Annotated in this window: 23 protein-coding genes and 1 tRNA gene; 16 read left to right on the top strand and 8 right to left on the bottom strand. The window is 74.4% G+C overall.

The window, feature by feature from the left end; translation table 11 throughout:
• The first annotated feature begins 12 nt into the window (after positions 1–12).
• Positions 13–1,263, top strand: coding sequence for an 8-amino-7-oxononanoate synthase (locus tag ABZ945_RS25850; RefSeq protein ID WP_361273906.1), 1,251 nt, complete (start codon positions 13–15; stop codon positions 1,261–1,263).
• A 199-nt stretch (positions 1,264–1,462) separates the two neighbouring features.
• The gene (locus ABZ945_RS25845; protein WP_361273903.1) at positions 1,463–1,894 is read left to right on the top strand and encodes an ATP-binding protein; all 432 of its coding nucleotides are present in this window, start codon (positions 1,463–1,465) and stop codon (positions 1,892–1,894) included.
• Between the two features lie 32 nt (positions 1,895–1,926).
• Here the strand turns inward: ABZ945_RS25845 and ABZ945_RS25840 are convergent, their stop codons facing one another.
• The 3 genes from ABZ945_RS25840 to ABZ945_RS25830 all read right to left on the bottom strand — a co-directional run bounded on the left by ABZ945_RS25840 (position 1,927) and on the right by ABZ945_RS25830 (position 3,935).
• The gene (locus tag ABZ945_RS25840; protein WP_248634212.1) at positions 1,927–2,403 is read right to left on the bottom strand and encodes a C40 family peptidase; all 477 of its coding nucleotides are present in this window, start codon (positions 2,401–2,403) and stop codon (positions 1,927–1,929) included.
• 578 nt (positions 2,404–2,981) lie between these two features.
• Positions 2,982–3,266 carry a hypothetical protein gene (locus tag ABZ945_RS25835; protein ID WP_361273945.1) on the bottom strand — a complete coding sequence of 95 codons (285 nt, stop codon included), beginning with the start codon at positions 3,264–3,266 and terminating at the stop codon, positions 2,982–2,984.
• Between the two features lie 36 nt (positions 3,267–3,302).
• On the bottom strand, positions 3,303–3,935 hold the full coding sequence (locus ABZ945_RS25830; RefSeq protein WP_361273900.1) for an ATP-dependent Clp protease proteolytic subunit: 633 nt from the start codon (positions 3,933–3,935) through the stop codon (positions 3,303–3,305).
• Here ABZ945_RS25830 and ABZ945_RS25825 point away from each other — a divergent pair.
• From ABZ945_RS25825 to ABZ945_RS25790, 8 genes are all read left to right on the top strand, one after another.
• Positions 3,928–4,185: a type II toxin-antitoxin system prevent-host-death family antitoxin gene (locus ABZ945_RS25825; RefSeq protein WP_361273943.1), complete on the top strand. Its 258-nt coding sequence runs from the start codon at positions 3,928–3,930 to the stop codon at positions 4,183–4,185. The genes ABZ945_RS25830 and ABZ945_RS25825 overlap by 8 nt on opposite strands.
• Positions 4,186–4,257: 72 nt before the next feature.
• A tRNA-Ala gene (locus ABZ945_RS25820) sits at positions 4,258–4,332 on the top strand.
• A gap of 282 nt (positions 4,333–4,614) precedes the next feature.
• Positions 4,615–4,917, top strand: a complete 303-nt coding sequence (locus ABZ945_RS25815) for an urease subunit gamma (RefSeq protein WP_361273897.1) — start codon at positions 4,615–4,617, stop codon at positions 4,915–4,917.
• 16 nt (positions 4,918–4,933) lie between these two features.
• Positions 4,934–5,245, top strand: coding sequence for an urease subunit beta (locus ABZ945_RS25810; protein WP_361273941.1), 312 nt, complete (start codon positions 4,934–4,936; stop codon positions 5,243–5,245).
• Positions 5,246–5,273: 28 nt separating this feature from the next.
• Entirely contained in the window at positions 5,274–7,049 is a 1,776-nt protein-coding gene (locus ABZ945_RS25805; protein ID WP_361273894.1) for an urease subunit alpha, read from the top strand.
• Between the two features lie 14 nt (positions 7,050–7,063).
• Positions 7,064–7,726: an urease accessory UreF family protein gene (locus ABZ945_RS25800; RefSeq protein WP_361273892.1), complete on the top strand. Its 663-nt coding sequence runs from the start codon at positions 7,064–7,066 to the stop codon at positions 7,724–7,726.
• Between the two features lie 57 nt (positions 7,727–7,783).
• A complete protein-coding gene (ureG, locus tag ABZ945_RS25795; protein WP_361273889.1) occupies positions 7,784–8,461 on the top strand; it encodes an urease accessory protein UreG in 678 nt (225 codons plus the stop codon).
• Positions 8,458–9,270 carry an urease accessory protein UreD gene (locus tag ABZ945_RS25790; RefSeq protein ID WP_361273887.1) on the top strand — a complete coding sequence of 271 codons (813 nt, stop codon included), beginning with the start codon at positions 8,458–8,460 and terminating at the stop codon, positions 9,268–9,270. Before ureG ends, ABZ945_RS25790 begins: the two co-directional genes overlap by 4 nt.
• Here ABZ945_RS25790 and ABZ945_RS25785 read toward each other — a convergent pair.
• From ABZ945_RS25785 to ABZ945_RS25775, 3 genes are all read right to left on the bottom strand, one after another.
• Positions 9,232–9,525, bottom strand: a complete 294-nt coding sequence (locus ABZ945_RS25785; protein ID WP_361273884.1) for a DUF4190 domain-containing protein — start codon at positions 9,523–9,525, stop codon at positions 9,232–9,234. The two genes, ABZ945_RS25790 and ABZ945_RS25785, sit on opposite strands and share 39 nt — an antisense overlap.
• Before the next feature lie 262 nt (positions 9,526–9,787).
• Positions 9,788–10,534 carry a lysophospholipid acyltransferase family protein gene (locus ABZ945_RS25780; RefSeq protein WP_361273881.1) on the bottom strand — a complete coding sequence of 249 codons (747 nt, stop codon included), beginning with the start codon at positions 10,532–10,534 and terminating at the stop codon, positions 9,788–9,790.
• A gap of 367 nt (positions 10,535–10,901) precedes the next feature.
• The gene (locus ABZ945_RS25775; RefSeq protein ID WP_361273878.1) at positions 10,902–11,351 is read right to left on the bottom strand and encodes a peptidoglycan-binding domain-containing protein; all 450 of its coding nucleotides are present in this window, start codon (positions 11,349–11,351) and stop codon (positions 10,902–10,904) included.
• Positions 11,352–11,695: 344 nt separating this feature from the next.
• On the opposite strand from ABZ945_RS25775, the gene ABZ945_RS25770 reads away from it, so the two are divergent.
• Positions 11,696–12,064, top strand: coding sequence for an STAS domain-containing protein (locus tag ABZ945_RS25770; RefSeq protein WP_361273876.1), 369 nt, complete (start codon positions 11,696–11,698; stop codon positions 12,062–12,064).
• Between the two features lie 15 nt (positions 12,065–12,079).
• On the opposite strand, the gene ABZ945_RS25765 is transcribed toward ABZ945_RS25770, so the two are convergent.
• Positions 12,080–12,568 (bottom strand): MSMEG_6728 family protein, encoded by a 489-nt coding sequence (locus tag ABZ945_RS25765; protein ID WP_361273874.1) that lies wholly within the window; start codon positions 12,566–12,568, stop codon positions 12,080–12,082.
• An 84-nt stretch (positions 12,569–12,652) separates the two neighbouring features.
• Here ABZ945_RS25765 and ABZ945_RS25760 point away from each other — a divergent pair, with 84 nt between their 5' ends.
• The 5 genes from ABZ945_RS25760 (at position 12,653) to ABZ945_RS25740 (ending at position 20,034) form a co-directional block, all read left to right on the top strand.
• The gene (locus ABZ945_RS25760; protein ID WP_361273872.1) at positions 12,653–13,048 is read left to right on the top strand and encodes a VOC family protein; all 396 of its coding nucleotides are present in this window, start codon (positions 12,653–12,655) and stop codon (positions 13,046–13,048) included.
• A 323-nt stretch (positions 13,049–13,371) separates the two neighbouring features.
• On the top strand, positions 13,372–15,984 hold the full coding sequence (gene lanKC / locus ABZ945_RS25755; RefSeq protein ID WP_361273938.1) for a class III lanthionine synthetase LanKC: 2,613 nt from the start codon (positions 13,372–13,374) through the stop codon (positions 15,982–15,984).
• Between the two features lie 58 nt (positions 15,985–16,042).
• A complete protein-coding gene (locus ABZ945_RS25750; protein WP_248634227.1) occupies positions 16,043–16,171 on the top strand; it encodes a SapB/AmfS family lanthipeptide in 129 nt (42 codons plus the stop codon).
• Positions 16,172–16,372: 201 nt separating this feature from the next.
• Entirely contained in the window at positions 16,373–18,175 is a 1,803-nt protein-coding gene (locus ABZ945_RS25745; RefSeq protein WP_361273870.1) for an ABC transporter ATP-binding protein, read from the top strand.
• Positions 18,172–20,034 carry an ABC transporter ATP-binding protein gene (locus tag ABZ945_RS25740; protein ID WP_361273867.1) on the top strand — a complete coding sequence of 621 codons (1,863 nt, stop codon included), beginning with the start codon at positions 18,172–18,174 and terminating at the stop codon, positions 20,032–20,034. The genes ABZ945_RS25745 and ABZ945_RS25740 overlap by 4 nt, the downstream gene beginning before the upstream one ends.
• Here the strand turns inward: ABZ945_RS25740 and ABZ945_RS25735 are convergent.
• Positions 20,009–20,617: a response regulator transcription factor gene (locus ABZ945_RS25735; protein ID WP_361273865.1), complete on the bottom strand. Its 609-nt coding sequence runs from the start codon at positions 20,615–20,617 to the stop codon at positions 20,009–20,011. The two genes, ABZ945_RS25740 and ABZ945_RS25735, sit on opposite strands and share 26 nt — an antisense overlap.
• Positions 20,618–20,805 lie beyond the last annotated feature (188 nt).

Genomic DNA, 20,805 nt, shown 5'->3' with positions numbered 1-20,805 from the left:
AGGGACCCGAAGATGACCGAGGCTCCGCCGCCGCCCACGACCGCCACCGTGCCCCGGGGGGCCACCATCTCGCCCATCCCGTCCCCTTCCCCGTCGACCGGCCCGGCTCGGGGCGCGTTCGACTGGACCGACGAGGAGGCCCGCCGGCGCGCCGCCGCCGGGCTGGTCCGGGCGGTACGGCCGCGTCCGGCCGACTCGGACCTGCTCGACCTGGCGAGCAACGACTACCTGGGCCTCACCCGTCACCCGGCCGTGACCGCGGCCGCCGCCGAGGCGGCGCACCGCTGGGGCGCCGGCTCCACCGGCTCCCGCCTGGTGACCGGGACCACCGAGCTGCACACCGAACTGGAACGCGAGCTCGCCGACTTCTGCGGCTTCGAGGCCGCTCTGGTCTTCTCCTCCGGGTACGCGGCCAATCTGGCCGTTCTCACCGCGCTGACCGCGCCCGGCTCGCTGCTGCTGTCGGACGCCGGGAACCACGCTTCCATCGTGGACGGCTGCCGACTCTCCCGCGCCCAGACGGAGGTGGTGGCGCACGCCGACCCGGAGGCGGCGGCCAAGGCACTGGGCCGGGAGCCGGGCCGCCGGGCGCTGCTGGTCACCGACGCGGTGTTCTCGGTGGACGGGGACGCCGCCCCGCTGGCCGCGCTGGCCCACGTGTGCCGGGAGCACGGGGCGGCGCTGGTCGCCGACGACGCCCACGGCCTCGGGGTGCTCGGCGAGGGCGGCCGCGGGAGCGCGTACGCCGCCGGACTGGCGGGGGCGGAGGACGTGGTCGCCACGCTCACCCTCTCCAAGTCGCTGGGCAGCCAGGGCGGTGCCGTCCTCGGCCCGGCCCGGGTGATCGCCCATCTGGTCAACGCCGCCCGGACCTTCATCTTCGACACCGGTCTGGCCCCCGCCGCGGCCGGGGCGGCGCTGGCCGCGCTGCGGCTGCTGCGCGCGGAGCCGGCGCTGGCGGGCCGGTCCCGTACGGTCGCCGCCGAGCTGTACGGACGGCTGACCGCGGCCGGTCTCACCGCCGCCCGGCCCGACGCCGCGGTGGTGTCGGTACGCGCCCCGTCACCGGAGACGGCGGTCCGCTGGGCCGCGGACTGCCGGGCCGCCGGGCTGGCCGTCGGCTGCTTCCGCCCGCCGTCGGTGCCGGACGGGATCTCCCGGCTGCGGCTCACCGCCCGGGCCGACCTGACGGCGGAGCAGATCGGTACCGCCGTCGGCACGGTCCTGCGTACCGCCCCGGACGCCACGCCCCGAGGGGCCTGACGGCGGTCGGCCGCCCGGAGGCGACGGCGCCGGAAAACGGCCCTGCGTAGCAGAGTTCACCGCTTTGAGCGACAGACTTGTGCGTATCTTGGGGGATCGTCCCCACCCGCTACGACAGAGGTGGCAGTGTGGCGCGAAACACATCCAGGACCGTGCCTCCCAGCGCGACCGGTCACGGTGGGAAAGGGACAGCCTCGCCATGGCAGACCATCAGGAAGCATCCGTCACCCTGGCGAGCGATCCCGCCACGGTGGCCACCGCCCGCAGATTCGCGGCGGGCGTGCTCGCCGAGTGGGGACTACCCGACGAGCACGACACCGCCGACACCGTGCGGCTGATCGTCTCCGAACTCGCCACCAACGCCGTCCAGCACACCTTCGGCCAGTCGCCGACCTACACGCTGCGGCTCCGTCTGGAACGAGACGAGCAGCTACGTGTCGGTGTGACCGACAGCCATCCGCGCCGACCGCAGCGGCTGCCCGCCGCGGTCCAGCAGGACAACGGCCGCGGGATGGTCATCATCCGCTGGCTGGCCAAGGAGAACGGGGGCCGGCTCTCCGTGGCGCCCACCCCGGACGGCGGCAAGACGGTGTGGGTGGCGCTGCCCTGGACGGTCACCGTCCAGACCTGACGGGGACCGCCGGAGGGGGCGGCGGTGACGGGTCAGCGCACCCGGCCGTACTTCACCGACTTCGACCAGATCTTCTCCAGTCGCACCACCGCGCCGGACTTCGGCGAGTGCCAGATCTTGTTGCTCCCCGCGTAGATGCCCACGTGGTAGACGCTGCCACCGCGGTGGAAGAACACCAGGTCGCCCTTTTGGCGGCTGGACTTGGCGAGGTGCCGGGTCTTGTTGTACTGCTGCTGCGCGGTCCGCGGCAGCGACTTGCCCGCCTTCTTGTACGCGTAGAGCGTCAGCCCGGAGCAGTCGAACCGGGACGGGCCCGTCGCTCCGTACGCGTAGGGGGCGCCCTTCTTGGCCGCGGCCGTCTTCAGCGCCTTGGAGGCGTGGGAGGTGGCGGCCTGGGCCTCCGGAGCGCCGCCGGGTGCCAGCAGCGGCCCGCTCACGGCGGCGAGGGTGAGTACCGAGACGGCGCCGGCCCGGGACAGCAGAGACGGGACATGAATCTGCGCGGTCATGCGCAACCCTTCGTCAGTCCGCCTGTGAAGGATGACCTGTCGGGTTCGGGCTAGACGAAGACGCCCGGCCGCTGACGCGGCTTCACCCCGAGGGCGACCGGCCCGACGAACGTCGGTGGGCCACCCGTACTGCCTGGGTCCTCCACTCCTGCCGATCCACTTCCTGTCGACCAGTCATCCGTGGCGGCGGCAGGACTCGGCGTCCGCCCGGACCGCCCCGCCGCGGTGGCGGGGGCTTGTCGTCGTCAGGGATCTTGACCCATCGACCGGCCGATTACCGAGCCCAAATGGTGTTTTGTGAGGCTACTCACGACTGGCCCGTTCAGGTGGACACGCCGGAAACGCGTCCTGGCGAGGCGACAGAAACACGCCGCCACACCCCGGTTCACCTGCGGCGCGACCGGGTCCGGCGAGTGCCTTCGAGGGGCCGTCCGCAACTCGCACCGCGGGGATTTCCCCCGGATGCCTGAGCCGAACGAGCGAGCGGTTTCCGGGCACCCGGCGGCCGTCCGGGCGAGACTCCACCGCGTCCGACCCACCCCCCTTCGTCCCGGATCGTTCCCTCCCCTCCTCGGCCTCTACGTAGGAGGGCCATCCGGAGCCTGAGGAACCGTCACCCGGCCCGCCCGCCGCTCGCCGTCCAGCACCCGCAGGGCGCGCGCCAGCGTCTCGGTGTGCACCTCGTTCTCCCCCCGCTCATGCATCAGCGCCACGGCGTCGCGCAGTTCCACCGCGCACCGCACCAGCGCCTGCGCGGCCCGCAGCGCGCCATAGGTGTGCGCGCACCGGGCCGGGTTGGCGCGGCCCAGCAGATCCACCGCGGCCAGCCAGCCGTCGATGTACGCGCCCTCCGCCCGGGTCATCGCGGGCAGCGGCGCCTCCTCGGCACGCACCGCAGCTCACCCGGCCCGACGGGTGGTCACCTGGTCCGCCAGTCCGTAGGCCACCGCCGCCTCGGCGTCCAGCACGGTGGTCCGGGAGAGGTCGGCGTCCACCCGGTCGCGGGGCCGGCCGGTGTGGTGCGCCAGCATCCCGGCCAGCTGCTCGCGCCGGCGCAGCACCTCGTCGGCGTGCCGTTCCAGGTCGGAGGGGTGCCCCCGCAGCGGCTCGGGCAACGCGGGCTCGCGCAGCACCACCCGGGCGCTGGGCAGGATCAGCCGCTTGCCGGGGGTGCCCGCGGCCAGGAGCAGAGCGGCGGTGGTGGCCGCCTGTCCCACGCAGACCGTCGCCACCTCGCAGCCGATGGCCCGCACCGTGTCGTACACGGCGGTCATGGCGTCCATCGGGCCGCCGGGGGAGTTGACGTAGAGCGACACCTCCTGATCGGGACCGGCGTACTCCAGGTACAGGAGCTGGGCGATGAGGTCCCCGGCGGCGGTGTCGTCGAGGAGGGTGCCCAGGGTGACGATCCGCCCGTCGAGGAGCGCGGAGTACGGATCGAGGGTGCGGAGGCCGTCACCGGTGCGCTCGGTGAACTCGGGCAGGACGTAGCGGGCGCCATAGGCGGCCGGCGGAACGGCCGGGCTGATCAACCGCGTCGTCTACGCCGGGGAGCGGGTGGTGGTCACGCGCCACGGCAAGCCGCTGGTCGCCCTGGTGTCCGCGGCGGACCTTGAGCGGCTGGAAGCCCTCGCGGAGGAGGATGCCGGGGAGGCGGAGGAGCAGGCGGTGCGGACCGTCTCGACTTTCGGCGACGCGGCTGCCGCGCCGGGGGCGGGGGAGCGGGGGCGGTTCGGTATCGCCGCCGAGCACCGCCCGGGCGGTGCCCCGCCGGGGCGGTAGGGCGCGCGACTGCGCGCCCCGGCGGAGACTCAGGTGACCGGGGCCCCGGTGGCCCGTATGATCATCGCCAAGGCGGGGTCGTAGCACAGAGGTAGTGCGCCGCGATGGCATCTCGGAGGACGCCGGTTCGAATCCGGTCGCCCCGCCCCCTTGTTCTCCCCGTGCCCCGGGTCCGTGATCGCGGACCCGGGGCACGGTGCTGCCCGCACGGCCGTGCGTCGGTCCGGCCGTATGCGCTCACGCACCCACCGGCCGCTGCGGCGTGTTGACCATGGGTCGGCAAAACTCCCGTTAACCTCCCGGAAAAACTTCTGCCCGAGTTTGAAATATCTCTCGGTCACACTCTTCTGCCAGGTCAACAGAGTGTTGAAGCCGGATAGGGTCCCGCTGCGCTCGGGGCCGTCCGGGCGGGAGACTGTGAGGTGAACCGTGCAACTGACCCCGCACGAGCAGGAACGCCTGCTCATCCATGTCGCCGCGGACGTGGCCGACAGGCGCCGGGCGCGCGGTGTGCGGCTCAACCACCCCGAGGCGGTGGCGCTGATCACCGCGCACATCCTGGAGGGCGCCCGGGACGGGCGGACCGTCTCCGAACTGATGTCCTCCGGGCGGAAGGTGCTCACCCGCGACGACGTCATGGACGGCATCCCGGAGATGATCCACGACGTCCAGGTGGAGGCCACCTTCCCGGACGGCACCAAGCTCGTCACCGTCCATGACCCGATCGTCTGACGGGCGGGGCGGGCCGATGATCCCCGGGGAGATCCTGTACGCGGACGAGCCGGTGCCCCTCAACGAGGGCCGCCCGGTCACCCGCCTCACCGTGCTCAACGCCGCCGACCGGCCCGTCCAGGTCGGCTCCCACTACCACTTCGCCGAGGTCAACCCGGGGTTGGAATTCGACCGTCCGGCCGCGCGCGGTCGGCGGCTGAACATCGCCGCGGGCACCGCGGTGCGCTTCGAACCCGGCATCCCGGTGGACGTTGAACTCGTCCCGCTGGCCGGCCGGCGCGTGGTGCCCGGGCTGCGCGGCGAGACCGGAGGCGCCCTCGATGACTGACATGAACGATATGAGGGACGTAAGCGGGATGGCTGAGCAGAACTCCGTGACGCCGGCCTCCCGGGCCTCCGCCGCCGTCTCCACGGTGCGGATCGCCCGCCCGGTCTACGCCGACCTGTTCGGGCCCACCACCGGCGACCGGATCCGGCTGGCCGACACCGATCTGCTGGTGGAGATCGAGGAGGACCGCTGCGGCGGGCCCGGTCGCTCCGGTGACGAGGCGGTGTTCGGCGGCGGCAAGGTGATCCGGGAGTCCATGGGGCAGGCCCGGACCACCCGGGCCGAGGGCGCCCCGGACACCGTGATCACCGGCGCCGTGGTCATCGACCACTGGGGGATCGTCAAGGCCGACATCGGCATCCGGGACGGCCGGATCACCGGCATCGGCAAGGCCGGCAACCCCGACACCATGGACGGCGTCCACCCGGAGCTGGTCATCGGCCCGGAGACCGAGATCATCGCCGGCAACGGGAAGATCGTCACCGCCGGGGCCATCGACACCCATATCCACTTCATCTCGCCCACCGTCGTGGAGCAGGCCCTCACCTCGGGCATCACCACCCTGGTCGGCGGCGGCACCGGACCGGCCGAGGGCACCAAGGCCACCACCGTCACCCCCGGGCCCTGGCACCTGGCCCGGATGTTCGCCGCGCTGGAGGCCTACCCGGTCAACATCGGGCTGCTGGGCAAGGGCAACACCGTCTCGGCCGAGGCCATGCACTCCCAACTGCGCGGTGGGGCCCTCGGGTTCAAGATCCACGAGGACTGGGGGGCCACCCCGGCGGTGATCGACGCCTGTCTGCGGGTCTGCGAGGAGACCGGGGCGCAGCTCGCCATCCACACCGACACCCTCAACGAGGCCGGGTTCGTCGGCGACACCCTCGCCGCCATCGCGGGCCGCACCATCCACGCGTACCACACCGAGGGCGCCGGAGGTGGGCACGCGCCGGACATCATCACGGTGGTCTCCGAGCCGTACGTGCTGCCCAGCTCCACCAACCCGACCCGGCCGCACACCGTCAACACCCTCGAAGAGCATCTCGACATGCTGATGGTGTGCCACCACCTCAACCCGGCCGTCCCGGAGGACCTGGCCTTCGCCGAGTCCCGGATCCGGCCCTCCACCATCGCCGCCGAGGACGTGCTGCACGACCTGGGCGCCATCTCGATTATCTCCTCGGACTCCCAGGCGATGGGGCGGGTCGGCGAGGTGGTCCTGCGCACCTGGCAGACCGCCCATGTGATGAAGCGCCGCCGCGGCGCGCTGCCCGGGGACGGGCGGGCCGACAACCACCGGGTGCGCCGCTATGTCGCCAAGTACACGATCAACCCGGCGGTCGCCCAGGGCCTGGACCACCAGGTGGGCTCGGTCGAGCCGGGCAAGCTCGCCGACCTGGTCGTCTGGGACCCGGCCTTCTTCGGGGTGAAGCCGCAGACCGTCATCAAGGGCGGGCAGATCGCGTACGCGCAGATGGGCGACGCCAACGCCTCCATCCCGACGCCCCAACCGGTGCTGCCCCGGCCCATGTTCGGTGCCGTCGGCGCCGCCCCGGCCGGCAACTCGGTCAACTTCACCAGCGAGGCGGCGATCGCCGACGGGCTGCCCGAACGGCTCGGGCTCGGCAAGGAGTTCACCCCCATCCGCTCCACCCGCTCGGTTACCAAGGCGGACATGCGGGAGAACGACGCGCTGCCCCGGGTGGAGGTCGATCCCGATACCTTCACGGTGACCATCGACGGCGACCCCGTCGATCCGGCGCCGGCGGACGAACTGCCCATGGCTCAGCGCTACTTCCTCTTCTGAGCGCGGGCCCGGAGATGACTCGTTCCGCACTGCTGGTGCTCGCCGACGGACGGTTCCCCGCCGGCGGGCACGCCCACTCCGGCGGCGCCGAGGCGGCCGTCGCCGCGGGCCGGATCCGCGACGCCGCCACCCTGGAGGCGTTCTGCCGGGGCCGGCTGCACACCACCGGGCTGACCTCCGCCGCGCTGGCCGCCGCGGCGGCGCACGGCCACGATCCCGCGAAGCTCGACGAGGCCGCCGACGCCCGCACCCCCTCGCCCGCCCTGCGGGCCGCCGCCCGCAGACTGGGCCGGCAGCTGATGCGGGCCGCCCGCGCCGCCTGGCCCGGACCCGAACTCGACGCCCTGGCAGAGGCGTTCCCCCGGGGTGCCCACCAGCCGGTGGTGCTGGGCACTGCCGCCCGGTCCGCCGGGCTGGCACCGCTGGACGCCGGGTACGCCGTCGCCTACGAGACGGTCGGCGGGCCCGCCACGGCGGTGGTGCGGCTGCTCGGCCTGGACCCGTTCCAAGCGACCGCGGTGCTCGCCCGGCTGGCACCCGAGATGGACGCGGTGGCCGAGCGGGCCGCCGCGGCCGCCCGGGGCTCGGTGGACGAGCTGCCGGCCGCCTCCGCCCCGCTGCTGGACATCACCGCCGAGGCGCACGCCGGCTGGCCGGTCCGCCTCTTCGCCTCCTGAGCCCCCGGCCTTCACACCTTCACGACTTCACGCATTCACCCGCAAGGAGAGACCCGTATGCATCTGCACCACTCCCATGACGCCCCCGCCGCCGTCAGCGCCGACGCCCACCGCCCCGACGGCAGCCGCCGGGCGCTGCGGATCGGGCTCGGCGGCCCGGTCGGCTCGGGGAAGACCGCCACCGTCGCCGCCCTCTGCCGCGAACTGCGCGACCGGCTGTCGCTGGCGGTCGTCACCAACGACATCTACACCCGCGAGGACGCCGAGTTCCTGCTGCGCAACGCGGTGCTGCCGCCCGAGCGGATCCAGGCCGTGGAGACCGGTGCCTGCCCGCACACCGCCATCCGCGACGACATCTCCGCCAACCTGGAGGCGGTCGAGGACCTGGAGGACGCCGTCGGCCCGCTCGATCTGATCCTGGTGGAGTCCGGCGGCGACAACCTCACCGCCACCTTCTCCAAGGGGCTGGTGGACGCGCAGATCTTTGTCATCGACGTGGCCGGCGGGGACGACATCCCGCGCAAGGGCGGCCCCGGGGTGACCACGGCCGACCTGCTCATCGTCAACAAGACCGACCTCGCCCCGTATGTCGGCTCCGATCTGGAGCGGATGGCCCGGGACGCCAAGGAGCAGCGCGGCGACCTGCCGGTGCTCTTCACCTCGCTGACCGGCCCGCAGGGGGTGGCGCCGGTCGCCGACTGGGTACGCGAACAGCTCGCCGCGTGGACCGGATGAGCGCCGCCGTCCAGCCCGAGGCGCCGGCCGGGGTACGGGCCACGGCCCGGATCGCGGCCGCCGCGGACGGCTCGCTGCCGCTGCTCGCCGGGGACGGCCCGCTGGCGCTGCGGCGCACCCGGGCCACCCGGGCGGGCAGCCGGGTGACCGTGGTGGGGGCGATGACCGCCCCGCTCGGCGGCGACCGGCTGGCCATCGAGACGGAGGTACGCGACGGGGCCCGGCTCACCGTGGACTCGGCCGCGGCGACCGTCGCCCTGCCCGGCCGCGACCCGGGCGCCGAGGCCCACTACGACGTCCGGCTACGGGTCGGGGAGGACGCGGAACTGCGCTGGCTGCCCGAGCAGTTGGTGTGCGCCCAGGGCTCGCGGCTGCGGATGCGCACCCGGGTCGAGCTGGCGCCCACCGCCCGGCTGGTGCTGCGCGAGGAGCAGGTGCTGGGCCGGTACGGCGAGGAGCCCGGCACCCTCGCCACCCGCCTCACCGTCCACCGTGCCGGACGCCCCCTGCTGGACCAGGAACTGCACTTCGGTCCGGGGGCGCCGGGCGGTTGGGACGGCGGGGCGGTGCTGGCGGGGCACCGGGCCGTGGGACAACTCCTCGTGGTGGACCGGTGCTTCGGCACCGATCCGGTCGAGCCGCGGATGCTGGGGGAGAGCGCCTGTCTCGTCCCACTGGCCGGGCCCGGGGTGCTGGTCACCGCCGTCGCCCCGGACGCGCTGCTGCTGCGGCGCACCCTGGACGCGGCGCTGGAAGCGCTGGAGCGCCGGTCAGCCGCCGACGTACCAGCTCATGCCGCCGTTCGATGAGGCGATCGCGATGAGCACGATGAAGAGGACGACATCGATGATGCCGAGCACGATCGACGCCTTGGCCATCCCGCTGCCGCCCTTGCCGGCCTTGGCCTGGCGGAGGCCCACCGCGCCGAAGATGATCGCCAGCGGCCCGAGGATGATGTTGGCGAAGAAGATACCGACGATGCCGCAGACGAGACCGGCGATGGCGAGTCCGTTCGTACCGGAACGCGCCTGCCCGTGGGTGCCGCTGGTGCCGTAACCGGCCATGTGAACTCTCCCTGCTCGACGGGAACTTGTGAAAGCCCGTGTTGCCGGATGTGACGGGCTCATGCCTGCCGTAAGGAAGTTCCGCGAAAATGGCAAGGGCGGTATCCGGCCGGGTGACCGGAATGCACCCTTCCGGACCCTAGACCACTGACCTTGGGGCCCCGGGCCCCGGCCCTTGGCTTGCCGGGACCTGGGCGCGGACCCCGGCCCCAGCGCGGCGAGCGCCGTGGCCGGGACCGCCTCCGGGCCGGCCGTCCCCGGCTCAGCGATGCCCGTGGCCGGGGCCCGGGAGGCGCCGGTGCGGTCGGTGCGGCCGCTCCCGTTCGACGGCCTCGGCGGCCCGCTGCTTGACCACGCCCGCGTACTCGTCCACGTACTCCTGGCCGGAGAGGGCCAGGATCCGGTACATGATCTCGTCGGTCACCGCTCGCAGCACCGCCTTGTCGCCCTCCATCCCGGCGTAGCGGGAGAAGTCCAGCGGCTCGCCGAACCGGATGGTCACCCGCCGGATCTTCGGCAGCCGGCGGCCCGGCGGCTGGATCTCGAAGGTGCCGACCATCGCGCAGGGCACCACCGGCACCCCGGCCGTCAGCGCCATCACCGCCACGCCCACCTTGCCCTTGTAGAGCCGCCCGTCGTGCGAGCGGGTGCCCTCCGGGTAGATGCCCAGCAGCTCGTCCCGCGCCAGCACCCCCAGGCCCTCCCGGATCGCCGCCCTTCCGGCCTCCTTGCCGGACCGGTCGACCGGGATCTGCCCGGCGCTGCGGAAGAACGCGGCGGTGAGCCGTCCCTTGATCCCGGACCCGGTGAAGTACTCCCGCTTGGCCAGGAAGGTGATCCGGCGGGACAGGATGGCCGGCATCAGGAAGTGGTCCGAGAAGGACAGGTGGTTGCCGGCGACGATCGCCGCGCCGCTCCCGGGGACATGCTCCAGGCCCTCGGTCCGGGGCCGGAACAGCAGCCGCAGCAGCGGCCCGAGCAGTACGTGCTTCAGCAACTGGTAGAACACGGACGGCTCCTCGCTCTGCCGGGCGGGCGACCGGGTCGCGGTCGCACACTCCGGCGTTCGACGCCTCGGGGCGGGGGAGCGGGGCGCGCACGGGTCCCGCCGCGCGCGGCCGCCTCGGCGGCCCGCTGCCGCCACCTCCGCTCGGTCACGGGCACGGGCTCACGGACCGTCCCCTGGGATTGCCGATTCCCCGGTGAGCCTCCGTCCAGTCTGCTCCCCGCGCACCGGCCCGTCCATCCGCCCGCGCCCGCGCTCTCCGTCCGGCGGGGAAGGCACGGCGATGGCGCCGATCACGTCGTCGCCCGGCCGCCGCGGGGGCCCGGCCGGGCATGTTCCGCCCGACGGGTCCCCGCGGCAGTGCGGGGGCTCAGCAGCCCGTGCGGTTGTAGTTCCAGAAGGCGGCCCTGGTCTGCGCTCCGGCGATCCCGTCGACCGCTCCGGCGTTCTCGCCGACGGCGTTCAGAAACCTCTGCAGCGCCCTGATCGTGTTGGGGCCGACGGCCCCGTCCACGGTGCCGGCGTTGTGGCCCCAGGCGTTGAGCATCCGCTGGGCCGCCTTCCAGCTGTTGGTGCCCAGCTGTCCGTCGACGGTGCCCGCGTCGAAGCCCCAGGCGTTCAGGCAGAGCTGCCAGTTCCTGGCCCGGGCGTCGTCCAGGCCGAGGTTGTTCACCGCGAGGGCGACGCGAGGGCTGCCGGCCGCGGGCTTCGCGGCGTGCAGCGGGGCCGCGAGGCTCGTACTCGCGCCCGCGAGGCTCCCGGCGGAGATCCCGACGATGGCTGCTGTGGTGACGAGTGACCTCGCCAGAGAAGATCGCATGCGTTCCTCTTTCCGAACGGATTTCGCGGAGCGGGTGACGCGACGGCCGTCACCGGACATCCGCACCCGTTCGAGGATCGCCGGGACAGTTCGGCCGAAGCCAGTACATATTCGGTCTCGTGCCATCGCCGTCCCGTACCGGCCAGGGCCGAGTCCAGCGCTCGGTGGGCCCGCGGGCGGGATCGATTCTCTTACCGCATCAAGGTCCGCTATGCAAGTGCTTGTTGCGGCATCCTGTGCGGCTGCGCAAGAGTTGCCCCAAGGACATTCTCCCGGTGGCCGGACGAGCACCGGCCGGGGCGCCACCGCGGTGGTGGAGAGGGCGACAGGAGCGGCTCACCAGCATGTACGAGGACGAGCGGGGCGCCCCGGTCGGCGGGACGGAGGGCCGGGCCTTCGTCGTACGGGTACCGGCCGAAGCCGACCACGATCGCGCGCCCGAGCTGGAGACGGCGCTCGGCGTGGCCCTGGAGCAGCAGGCCGAGCGCACCGTGGTGGACCTGTCGGGCACCGACTTCGCCGACTCGACCCTGCTGCATGTGCTGCTCGCAGCCCAGCGCGCGCACCGCGGCCAGGGGCGGCCGATGGTGGTGGCCGGGCCCTTCAGCCGCAGCGTGCACCGGCTCTTCGAGGTCACCGGTACGGCCGGCTTCTTCGACCTGGCCGAGACCGCGGGCGCCGCCACGTGCACCGGCGGGCCCCGCGACCCGTGACCCGCCGGCCCGCCCCTACGCCTCCGGGTCGCGGTCGGAGCCCGGCCAGAGGTACGGCAGGTCGTCCGGCACCCCGGGGAACCGCTCCCCGTAGAAGCCCGGGTCCTTGCGCAGCAGTTGGGAGCGGTGGCTGCGGTGGAAGGACGGCAGCCCGAGCCACGGCGGCAGCTCGCCGTCCTCCGCCAGCCGGTCCTGGTCCCGTACGCCCTGGTCGGCCGTACCCCGCTCCTCCCGCCAGCGGGCGAAGCCCTCTCGCAGCATCGCCGCGCAGGTGTCCGCCCGCCCGGCCGCCGTCCACACCGCGCACACCTCCAGGCCGTAGCGCACCAGCGCCTCCTCATAGCCCCGCCACATCCGCACCGCCGGATGGCGGCGCCAGCCGTAGCCGGGCACGGTCAGCCCCCGGAACACCTGCACCGCCTCCACGCGCTGCTTGCCCAGTCGCCGCGGATCCAGGGCCTCGGCCGACTCGGTGAACCCCGGAAAGGGGAGAAAGGTCTGCATAAGCCCCATCCCTACCCCGCCCGCTACCGGAACCCCGTACCGGTACGGCCGGGTGTGCACGGCCAACGGGGGCACAAGCAGGGCATGACCACTCCCAAGACCAGCGTCCTGGTCCTCGACTGCGCCGAGCCCGAGGATCTCGCCTACTTCTACGCCAAGCTGCTGGACGCCACCGTGCACCGCGGCGCCGACCCCGACTTCGTCGAGGTCATCGGGCAGGACGGCAACCGCATCGCCATCCGCCGCGACCACGGCTACGCCCCGCCGAGCTGGCCCCGCCCCGACGACTCCCAACAGGCCCATCTGCACATCCTGGTGGCCGAGGAGGACATGGACGAGGCGGAACGCGAGGCGGTGAGCCTGGGCGCCCGCCCCATCGAGACCCGGGGCAACTCCGGCCCGCGTGATGTCCGCACCTATGCCGACCCGGCCGGCCACTCCTTCGTCCTGGCCGCACGGGAGGGCCGCAGCGGCGACTGACGGGCCCTCGGGAGGACCGGTGCACCCGCCCGCGGGGATACGAGGAGCGGGGTGAAGCACCAGGTGACGGGCGTTTCCGCAGAGGCGGAGGCGCCCGTCGGTCGTTTCCCCGGCGGCCCCACGGGACGCCCGGCTTTTGTGAACGGAAGGTTACTCATGCGTTCCGCACGGTTGGTTGCTGACGTGTGTGACTGTTGGCCCACCTCCGCCGGATGACATCGTCTTACTCGTCAGCACAACGGCGCGAACGGGCCTCGGCCCCAAGGCGCCGGAGTGCGGCAGCCGGACCGTGCGCGTACCGCCGACCGAGGGAGTGGATGGATGTGATCAAGGGATACGCCGCCTTCTGCGACGCGGACCGTCACTTCTACGACGCTCCCCACCGGCTCGCCACCGACCCGGCCGCGAACGGCACTTCGGGTGCCGAGGCCACCGCCGCGGACCGCCGCGGCGCCCAGTACGAGGCGGCGCTCGCCCCGGTCCCCGAGGGCTGGCAGCGCCACCGCAGCGGCGACTGGCTGGCACTGCGCCCGGTCGACTGCGCGCTCCCCGCCCAGGGCTGGAAGATCCATGTCTCGGCCTGCCTCGGCAACGCCGAGTCGATCCTGGCCCGGGTCGCCGGCTACTGCCAGGAGCGCCGCATCGCCTACAAGTTCGTGCCCAGCCGCTATCTGCTGCACAACCGCAACGCCAAGTACGCCGACCGGGCCGCCAGCGGCAAGTTCATCACCGTCTACCCGGCCGACGACGACAGCTGCGGGCGGATAGCCGACGACCTCGCCGCGCTGCTGGACGGCGAGCCCGGCCCGTACATCCTCAGCGATCTGCGCTGGGGCGCCGGACCGGTGCACGTCCGCTACGGCAGCTTCACCCGCCGCCACTGCTACGACGACCAGGGCGAACTGCGCCCCGCCGTGCAGCGCCCCGACGGGCGGCTCGTCCCCGACCTGCGCGGTCCCGTCTTCCAGATACCGGACTGGGTCCAGCCGCCGGCCTTCCTCGCCCCGCACCTGGACGCCCGCACCGCGGTCACCGTCACCGAACTGCCGTACACCGTCGAGAGCGCCCTGCACTTCTCCAACGGCGGTGGCGTGTACGTCGGCCGGGACCGGACCACCGGGGAGAAGGTCGTCCTCAAGGAGGCCCGGCCGCACGCCGGACTGGCCGCCGACGGCGCCGACGCGGTCGCCCGGCTGCGGCGCGAACAGACCGCGCTGGAACGGCTGTCGGGGCTCGGCTGCACCCCCGAGGTGCGCGGCACCTTCACCGTGGGCGACCACCACTTCCTGGCGATGGAGTTCCTGGAGGGCAAGCCCCTCAACACCTTCTTCGCCCGGCGCCATCCGCTCATCGAGGCCGACCCGAGCCCTGAGACGCTCGCCGACTACACCGAATGGGCCCTGCGCATCTACCGGTTGGTGGAGGAGGCGGTGCACGCGGTGCACGCCCGCGGGGTGGTCTTCAACGACCTGCACCTGTTCAACATCATGGTCGCCGAGGACGAGCAGTCCGTCTCCCTCCTGGACTTCGAGGCCGCCGCCCATATCGACGAGGGCCGCCGGCAGACCGTCGCCAACCCCGGCTTCGTCGCCCCCGCCGACCGGCGCGGCTTCGACGTGGACCGCTACGCCCTGGCCTGCCTCAGGCTCGCCCTCTTCCTGCCGCTGACCAGCCTGCTTCCACTGGACCTCACCAAGGCCCGGCATCTGGCCGACATCGCCGCCGAGCAGTTCCCGGTGGACCGCGCCTTCCTGGACGAGGCGGTCGCCGAGATCACCCGCGGCGCACCCGACCGCACGGACGGACCGTATCTGCCCGTCCAGCCCGGCGACTGGCCGCGCAGCCGCGACTCGATGGTCCGGGCCGTGCACGCCTCCGCCACACCCGAACGCGAGGACCGGTTCTTCCCCGGCGACATCGCCCAGTTCGCCGCCGCCGGCGGCGGGTTGACCTTCGGCTACGGCACCGCCGGCATCCTCTACGCACTCGCCGAGACCGGGGCGCCCCCGCACCTGGACGCCGAGGAGTGGCTGCTGCGCCGCACCAAGGAGCCGGAGTCCGGCACCCCGGTCGGCTTCTACGACGGACTGGCCGGCGTCGCCTGGACCCTGGACCGCCTCGGCCACCCCGAACAGGCCCTGGAACTGGCCGAGTCGGCCCAGGCCCGGCCCTGGCAGGACATCGCCCCCGACCTGCACAGCGGGTTGGCCGGGCTCGGCCTCGCCCTGGACTCCCTGGCCGCCTCCACCGGCACCCCGGCCCTGCACGGTGCCGCCCTGCGCTGCGCCGAACTGGTCGCCGCCGCCATCCCCGGCATCAACCGCGCCGGGCTGCTGTACGGAGCCTCCGGCCCGGCCCTGCTCTTCCTCCGGCTGTACGAGCGCACCGGCGACCCCGCCCTGCTCGACCGGGCCGCCGACGCCCTGCGGCGCGACCTCGCCCGCTGCGTCACCAGCGCCTCGGGAACCCTCCAGGTGGACGAGGGCTGGCGGACCATGCCGTACCTCGGAGCCGGCAGCGTCGGCATCGGCATGGTGCTGGACGACTACCTCGCCCACCGCGAGGACCCCGACTTCGAGCGGGCCCGCCGGGAGATCGTGCAGGCCGCCCAGGCCACCTTCTACGCCCAGCCCGGGCTGTTCCGGGGCGCGGCCGGCATGGTGCTCCACCTCAGCCGGACCACCGCGCCCGGCCCCGGCACCGCCCCCGAGGACATCCGGCGCCAGATCGACGCCCTCGCCCGGCACGCCGTGCCCTACCGAGGCGAACTGGCCTTCCCCGGCGAGCAGATGATGCGGCTCTCCATGGACCTCGCCACCGGCACCGCCGGCTGCCTGCTCGCCCTCGGCAGCGCCGCCTCCTCCGGAGACGTGCACCTGCCGTTCCTCCCGCCGCCTCAGCGGCGCCCACAGACCGGTCCCCGCCAGGGATCGTGAAAAAAGCACCACCAGCACCACAACCGCACTCTGTCCCCATGATCGAAAGGAAAAGACGATGACGCTTCTCGACCTGCAGTCGATGGAGACCCCCAAGGACGAGGCCACCGGCGACGTCGCCACCGGCAGCCGCGCCAGCCTGCTGCTCTGCGGTGACAGCAGCCTCTCCGTCACCACCTGTAACTGACGCTCCGGCCGGCCGCGCGGTGCCGACACCGTGCGGCCGGTCCCGGACACCGATCCCGGGCGGCCCTCGTGGCCGCCCGGGCTCTCCGGTCGGCCGCCTCCGCCTGCGGCCGGCGCGGCGGCCCGTACCGTGCCCGGCTCACCGGGCCGGCGCGGGCCGTATCCGCGTCCCGGGCACCACCACCAGGAGGGCACCGCCGCGATGACCACTGCGCCGGCCAAGGGCGCCGGCCCGGCCCCGGCGGCCGAGACGGTCCCGGACGCCGAGACGGTCCCGGACGCCGACTCCACGGCCGCCGGCGACCGCGAGCTGCGCGGCGCGCTGCGCCACAGCGGTGGACGCGCCGCGGTCATCCTGCTCTGCTCCCTCGCCTCCGCCGCGGCCTCCCTCGCCGAGCCCGCCGTGCTCGGCCGCAGCCTGGACCTGCTGCTGAGCCGCGACCCGGACGCCACCCGCTGGGTCGCGCTCTGCGCCGCGCTCATCGTGGCCGAGGTGCTCTTCGACGCGGCCACCGCCCTGCTGAACGGCACCGTGGGCGCCCGCTCCACCGCCTGGCTGCGGACCCGGGCGCTCGACCGGCTGCTCGGCGCCGACCCGGGCCGCGCCACCGCCCGCTTCGCCCCCGGCGACCTGGCCACCCGGCTGACCGCCAACGCCACCGAGGCCGGCACCGTCCCGGCCGCCGCCGCGGGCGCGCTGGCCGCCGTACTCCCGCCGCTCGGCGCCCTGGTGGCCCTGGTGCTGATCGACCCGTGGACCGCCGCCGCGTTCCTGCTCGGCGTCCCCCTGCTGATCCTGCTGCTCCGGGCGTTCGCCCGCTCCTCCTCCCAGGCGGTGGGCCGCTACCAGCATGTCCAGGCCGCCATCGCCGACCGGCTCGCCGAGGTGCTGGACGGCGCCTCCACCGTCGCCGCCGCCTCCACCGCCGCACGCGAACGGCGCCGGATCCTCGCCGACCTGCCCCTCCTCGGCGCCGAGGGCCGGGCCATGTGGCTGGTCTACGGACAGGCCGTCGCCCGCAGCGGGGTGCTGATGCCGCTGCTGGTCTGCCTGGTGCTGGCCGTCGGCGGCATCCGGCTGGCCGCCGGGCACCTGGGCGTCGGCGAACTGGTCGCCGCCTCCCGGTACGCCGCGCTGGCCGCAGGCATCGGCGCGGTGGCCGCCGTCCTGGCCACCCTGGTACGGGGCCGGGCCGCCGCCCGCCGCACCGCCGGACCCGCCACCCTGCCCCCGGTCGCCCACGGCCCGCTGACCCTGCCCGCCGACGGGCCCGGCACCCTGGAACTGCGCGGGGTCGCCGTGGTCCGGGACGGCCACCGGGTCCTGGACGCCCTCACCCTCACCGTGCCCGGCGGGGCCACCGCGGCGGTCGTCGGCCGCTCCGGCTCCGGCAAGTCGCTGCTGGCCGCGGTCGCGGGCCGGCTCACCGACCCCGACGAGGGCCGCGTGCTGCTCGACGGGGTGCCCCTGGACCGGCTCACCGAGGGGGAGTTGCGCCGCGAGGTCGGCCACGCCTTCGCCCGGCCCGCGCTCTTCGGGCCCACCGTCGCCGACGCCATCGCCTTCGGCGCCGAGCGGCCCGCTCCGGAGGCGGTACGGGCCGCCGCCCGCGCGGCCGGCGCCGACGGCTTCGTCCAGCGGCTCCCGTACGGCTACGACACCCTCCTCGCCGACGCCCCGCTCTCCGGCGGCGAACGCCAACGCCTCGGCCTGGCCCGGGCGTTCGCCCACGCCGGACGGCTGCTGGTGCTGGACGACGCCATGTCCGGCCTGGACACCGTCACCCAGCGGGAGGTGGAACGCGCACTCGCCCGCGAGGTCCGCCCCGGCACCCGGCTGGTCATCGCCCACCGGCTCTCCACCGCGATCGGCGCCGATCTGGTGGTCTGGCTGGACGGCGGCAGGATACGCGCCACCGGACCGCACCGGCAGCTCTGGCGGGACCCCGACTACCGGGCCGTCTTCACCGGAGCCGACCACGACACCCAAGGACCGACCCCGTGACCGCGTCCGGTGAGCGGGGCGCCCTGGGCCGGGTGCTGCCCGAGGGCCGCCGCTTCCTGCGTGGACGCCGCCGGGTGCTGCTCGCGCTCTCCGGCTGGTCCCTGCTGGAGGCGGCGCAGACCTTCCTCGGCGGCTACGGCGTCGCCCGGGCGCTCGACGACGGCTTCCTGGCCGGCCGTACCGGCACCGGACTGCTCTGGCTCGCGGTGGCGGCGGCCGCCGTGCTGCTCGGCGGGCTCGCCGTCCGGGGGGTCTTCACCGGGCTGGCCGGGCTGGTCGAACCGCTCCGGGACGGACTGGTGCGCCGCGCGGTGGACCAGGCCCTCGGCGCCGCCCTCGCCGACCCGGCGCGCGCCGGCGCGACCGCCGCGGTCTCCCGGCTCACCCACCAGACCGAGATCGCCCGGGACAGCTTCGCCGGACTGGTGCTGACCGCCCGCTCGTTCGTCTTCACCACGGCCGGCGCGCTGCTCGGCATGGCCTCGCTGGCGCCGGCGCTGCTGCTGGTCGTGGTGCCCCCGCTGCTGGCCGGGCTGGCGCTGTTCGCCGCCACCTTCCCGCCGATGGCCGCCGCCCAGCGGGCCTATCTGGACGCCGACGAGGCGCTGTCCGCGCGGGTCGGGGCGATCGGTGCGGGGCTGCGCGATGTGGCGGCGAGCGGCGCCGGGGCGCGGGTGGCCGCCGGCACCGGAGAGCTGATCGCCGCCGAGGCCCGGCTCTCCCGGGCGCTGGCCCGCTGGGCGGCGGTACGGGCGCTGGCGCTCGGCGCCGCCGGTCGGCTGCCGGTGGTGGCGCTGCTGCTGGCCACGCCCTGGCTGCTGGACGGCGGGATGACCGCGGGCGCGCTGCTGGGCGCGCTCACCTATCTGGTGCAGGCCTTGCTGCCCGCGCTGCACGAGCTGATGACCGCCTTCGGCACTGCGGGCACCCGGCTGCTGGTCGTCCTGGACCGCTTCACCCGCCGCCCCGACGAACCCGCGCCCGCCCCGGTGACGGCCCCCGTCCCCGTCCCCGTACCGCCGTCCCCGGCCCTGGTGCCCGCTCCGGCCGTCCGGGCGCCCGCCGCCGAGCTGCGCGGGGTCACCTTCGCGTACGGGCCGGGGGCCCGCCCCGTACTGGCCGGGCTGGACCTCACGGTGGCGGAGGGTGAGCACCTGGCGGTCGTCGGACCGAGCGGCATCGGCAAGTCCACCCTCACCGCCCTGCTCGCCGGGACGCTCGCCCCCGACCGGGGCACCGTACGGGTCGCCGGCGCCCCGGCCGGGGCGGACGGACCGCCGCACCCGGAGCTGCGCCGTGCCCTCCTGCCCCAGCAGGCGTACGTGTTCACCGGCACCGTCCGCGAGAACCTCCGCTACCTCCGGCCCGAGGCGAGCCCGGCCGAGGTCGCCGCGGCCGTCCGGGCCCTGGACCTCGGTGAGCTGGTCCGGCGGCTCGGCGGGCTGGACGCGGTCCTCGACCCGCGCCGCCTCTCCGCGGGCGAGCGCCAGCGGCTGGCCCTGGGCCGCGCCCATCTCTCCCCGGCCCCGCTGCTGCTGCTGGACGAGGCCACCTGCCATCTCGATCCGGACACCGAGGAGCGGGCCGAACGGGCGCTCGCCGCCCGCCCCGGCACCCTGGTGGTGGTCGCCCACCGCATCAGCTCCGCCGTACGGGCCGACCGGGTCCTGGTGCTGGACGGCGACCGGGCCCGGTGCGCCCCGCACCGCGAACTCCTCGACCGCTCGGAGCTGTACCGCGATCTGGTCGGCCGCTGGGGGCCCGAGGACCCGCCGGCGCCGCACCGGCCCCGGGGTACGTCCACCACCGCGGAGCGCCCCCGGGACCCGGAGGTCACACCCAGCCGGCGCCCTGGGTGATCCTTATGGCGTCGATGCGGTTGCGGGCCCCCACCTTCCGCGTCGCCGACGCCATGTAGTTGCGCACCGTCCCGTTGGACAGATGCAGCCCGCGCGCTATCTCCGCTATGGACTCGCCCTCGGCGGCCCGCGCCAGCACGCTCAGCTCCCGCGCGGTCAGCGGCATCCGGGAGGCCTCCAGAAAGCCGAAAGCGAGCGATTCGTCCACGAACCGCTCGCCCGCCGCCACCTTGGTGATGCCTCTGACCAGCCGCTGCGGGGAGCCGTGCTTGTCCACGAACCCCAGCGCCCGGGCCTCGAAGGCTCTCCGCAGCGCCCCGGGCCGTCCCGCCGACGCCAGCACCAGCAGCCCGGCGCGCGGCACCGGACACGCCTCGCCGTCTCTCTCGCCGCCCTCCAGCAGCACCGCGGTACCCGGACAGTCCAGGTCCACCACACAGACGTCCGGCCGTAACGCGCCGACGTACCGCCGGGCCGACCGCCAGCCGGCGGAGCTCACCTCGAACGAGCCCTCCGTCTTCAGCAGCGCCGCCAGCGCGGAGCGCATCAGGCTGACGCTGTGCAGCACGAGCACCCTCGTCATGGCCATCCCCTCCCGGTCGTCAACCCGGCGCGTGATCACTCCGGGCATCCGTATGGTCACCCATGCGACTGCCCAGGGTGGCCGGAACGGAACCTCCCGCCGCCGTGTATCGCGGCATGTGTCGGTAGCAGCTATGCGACCCCTGCGCCCTACGTGCATCAACCGCGCCCGCGTGTGCCGCGCGCAAC

The organism is Streptomyces sp. NPDC046887 (assembly GCF_040644755.1).
GTDB classification, from domain to species: Bacteria; Actinomycetota; Actinomycetes; order Streptomycetales; family Streptomycetaceae; genus Streptomyces; species Streptomyces lichenis.
Note: the sequence above shows the minus strand (reverse complement) of the source record. Positions and strands in the feature narration are given on the sequence as shown.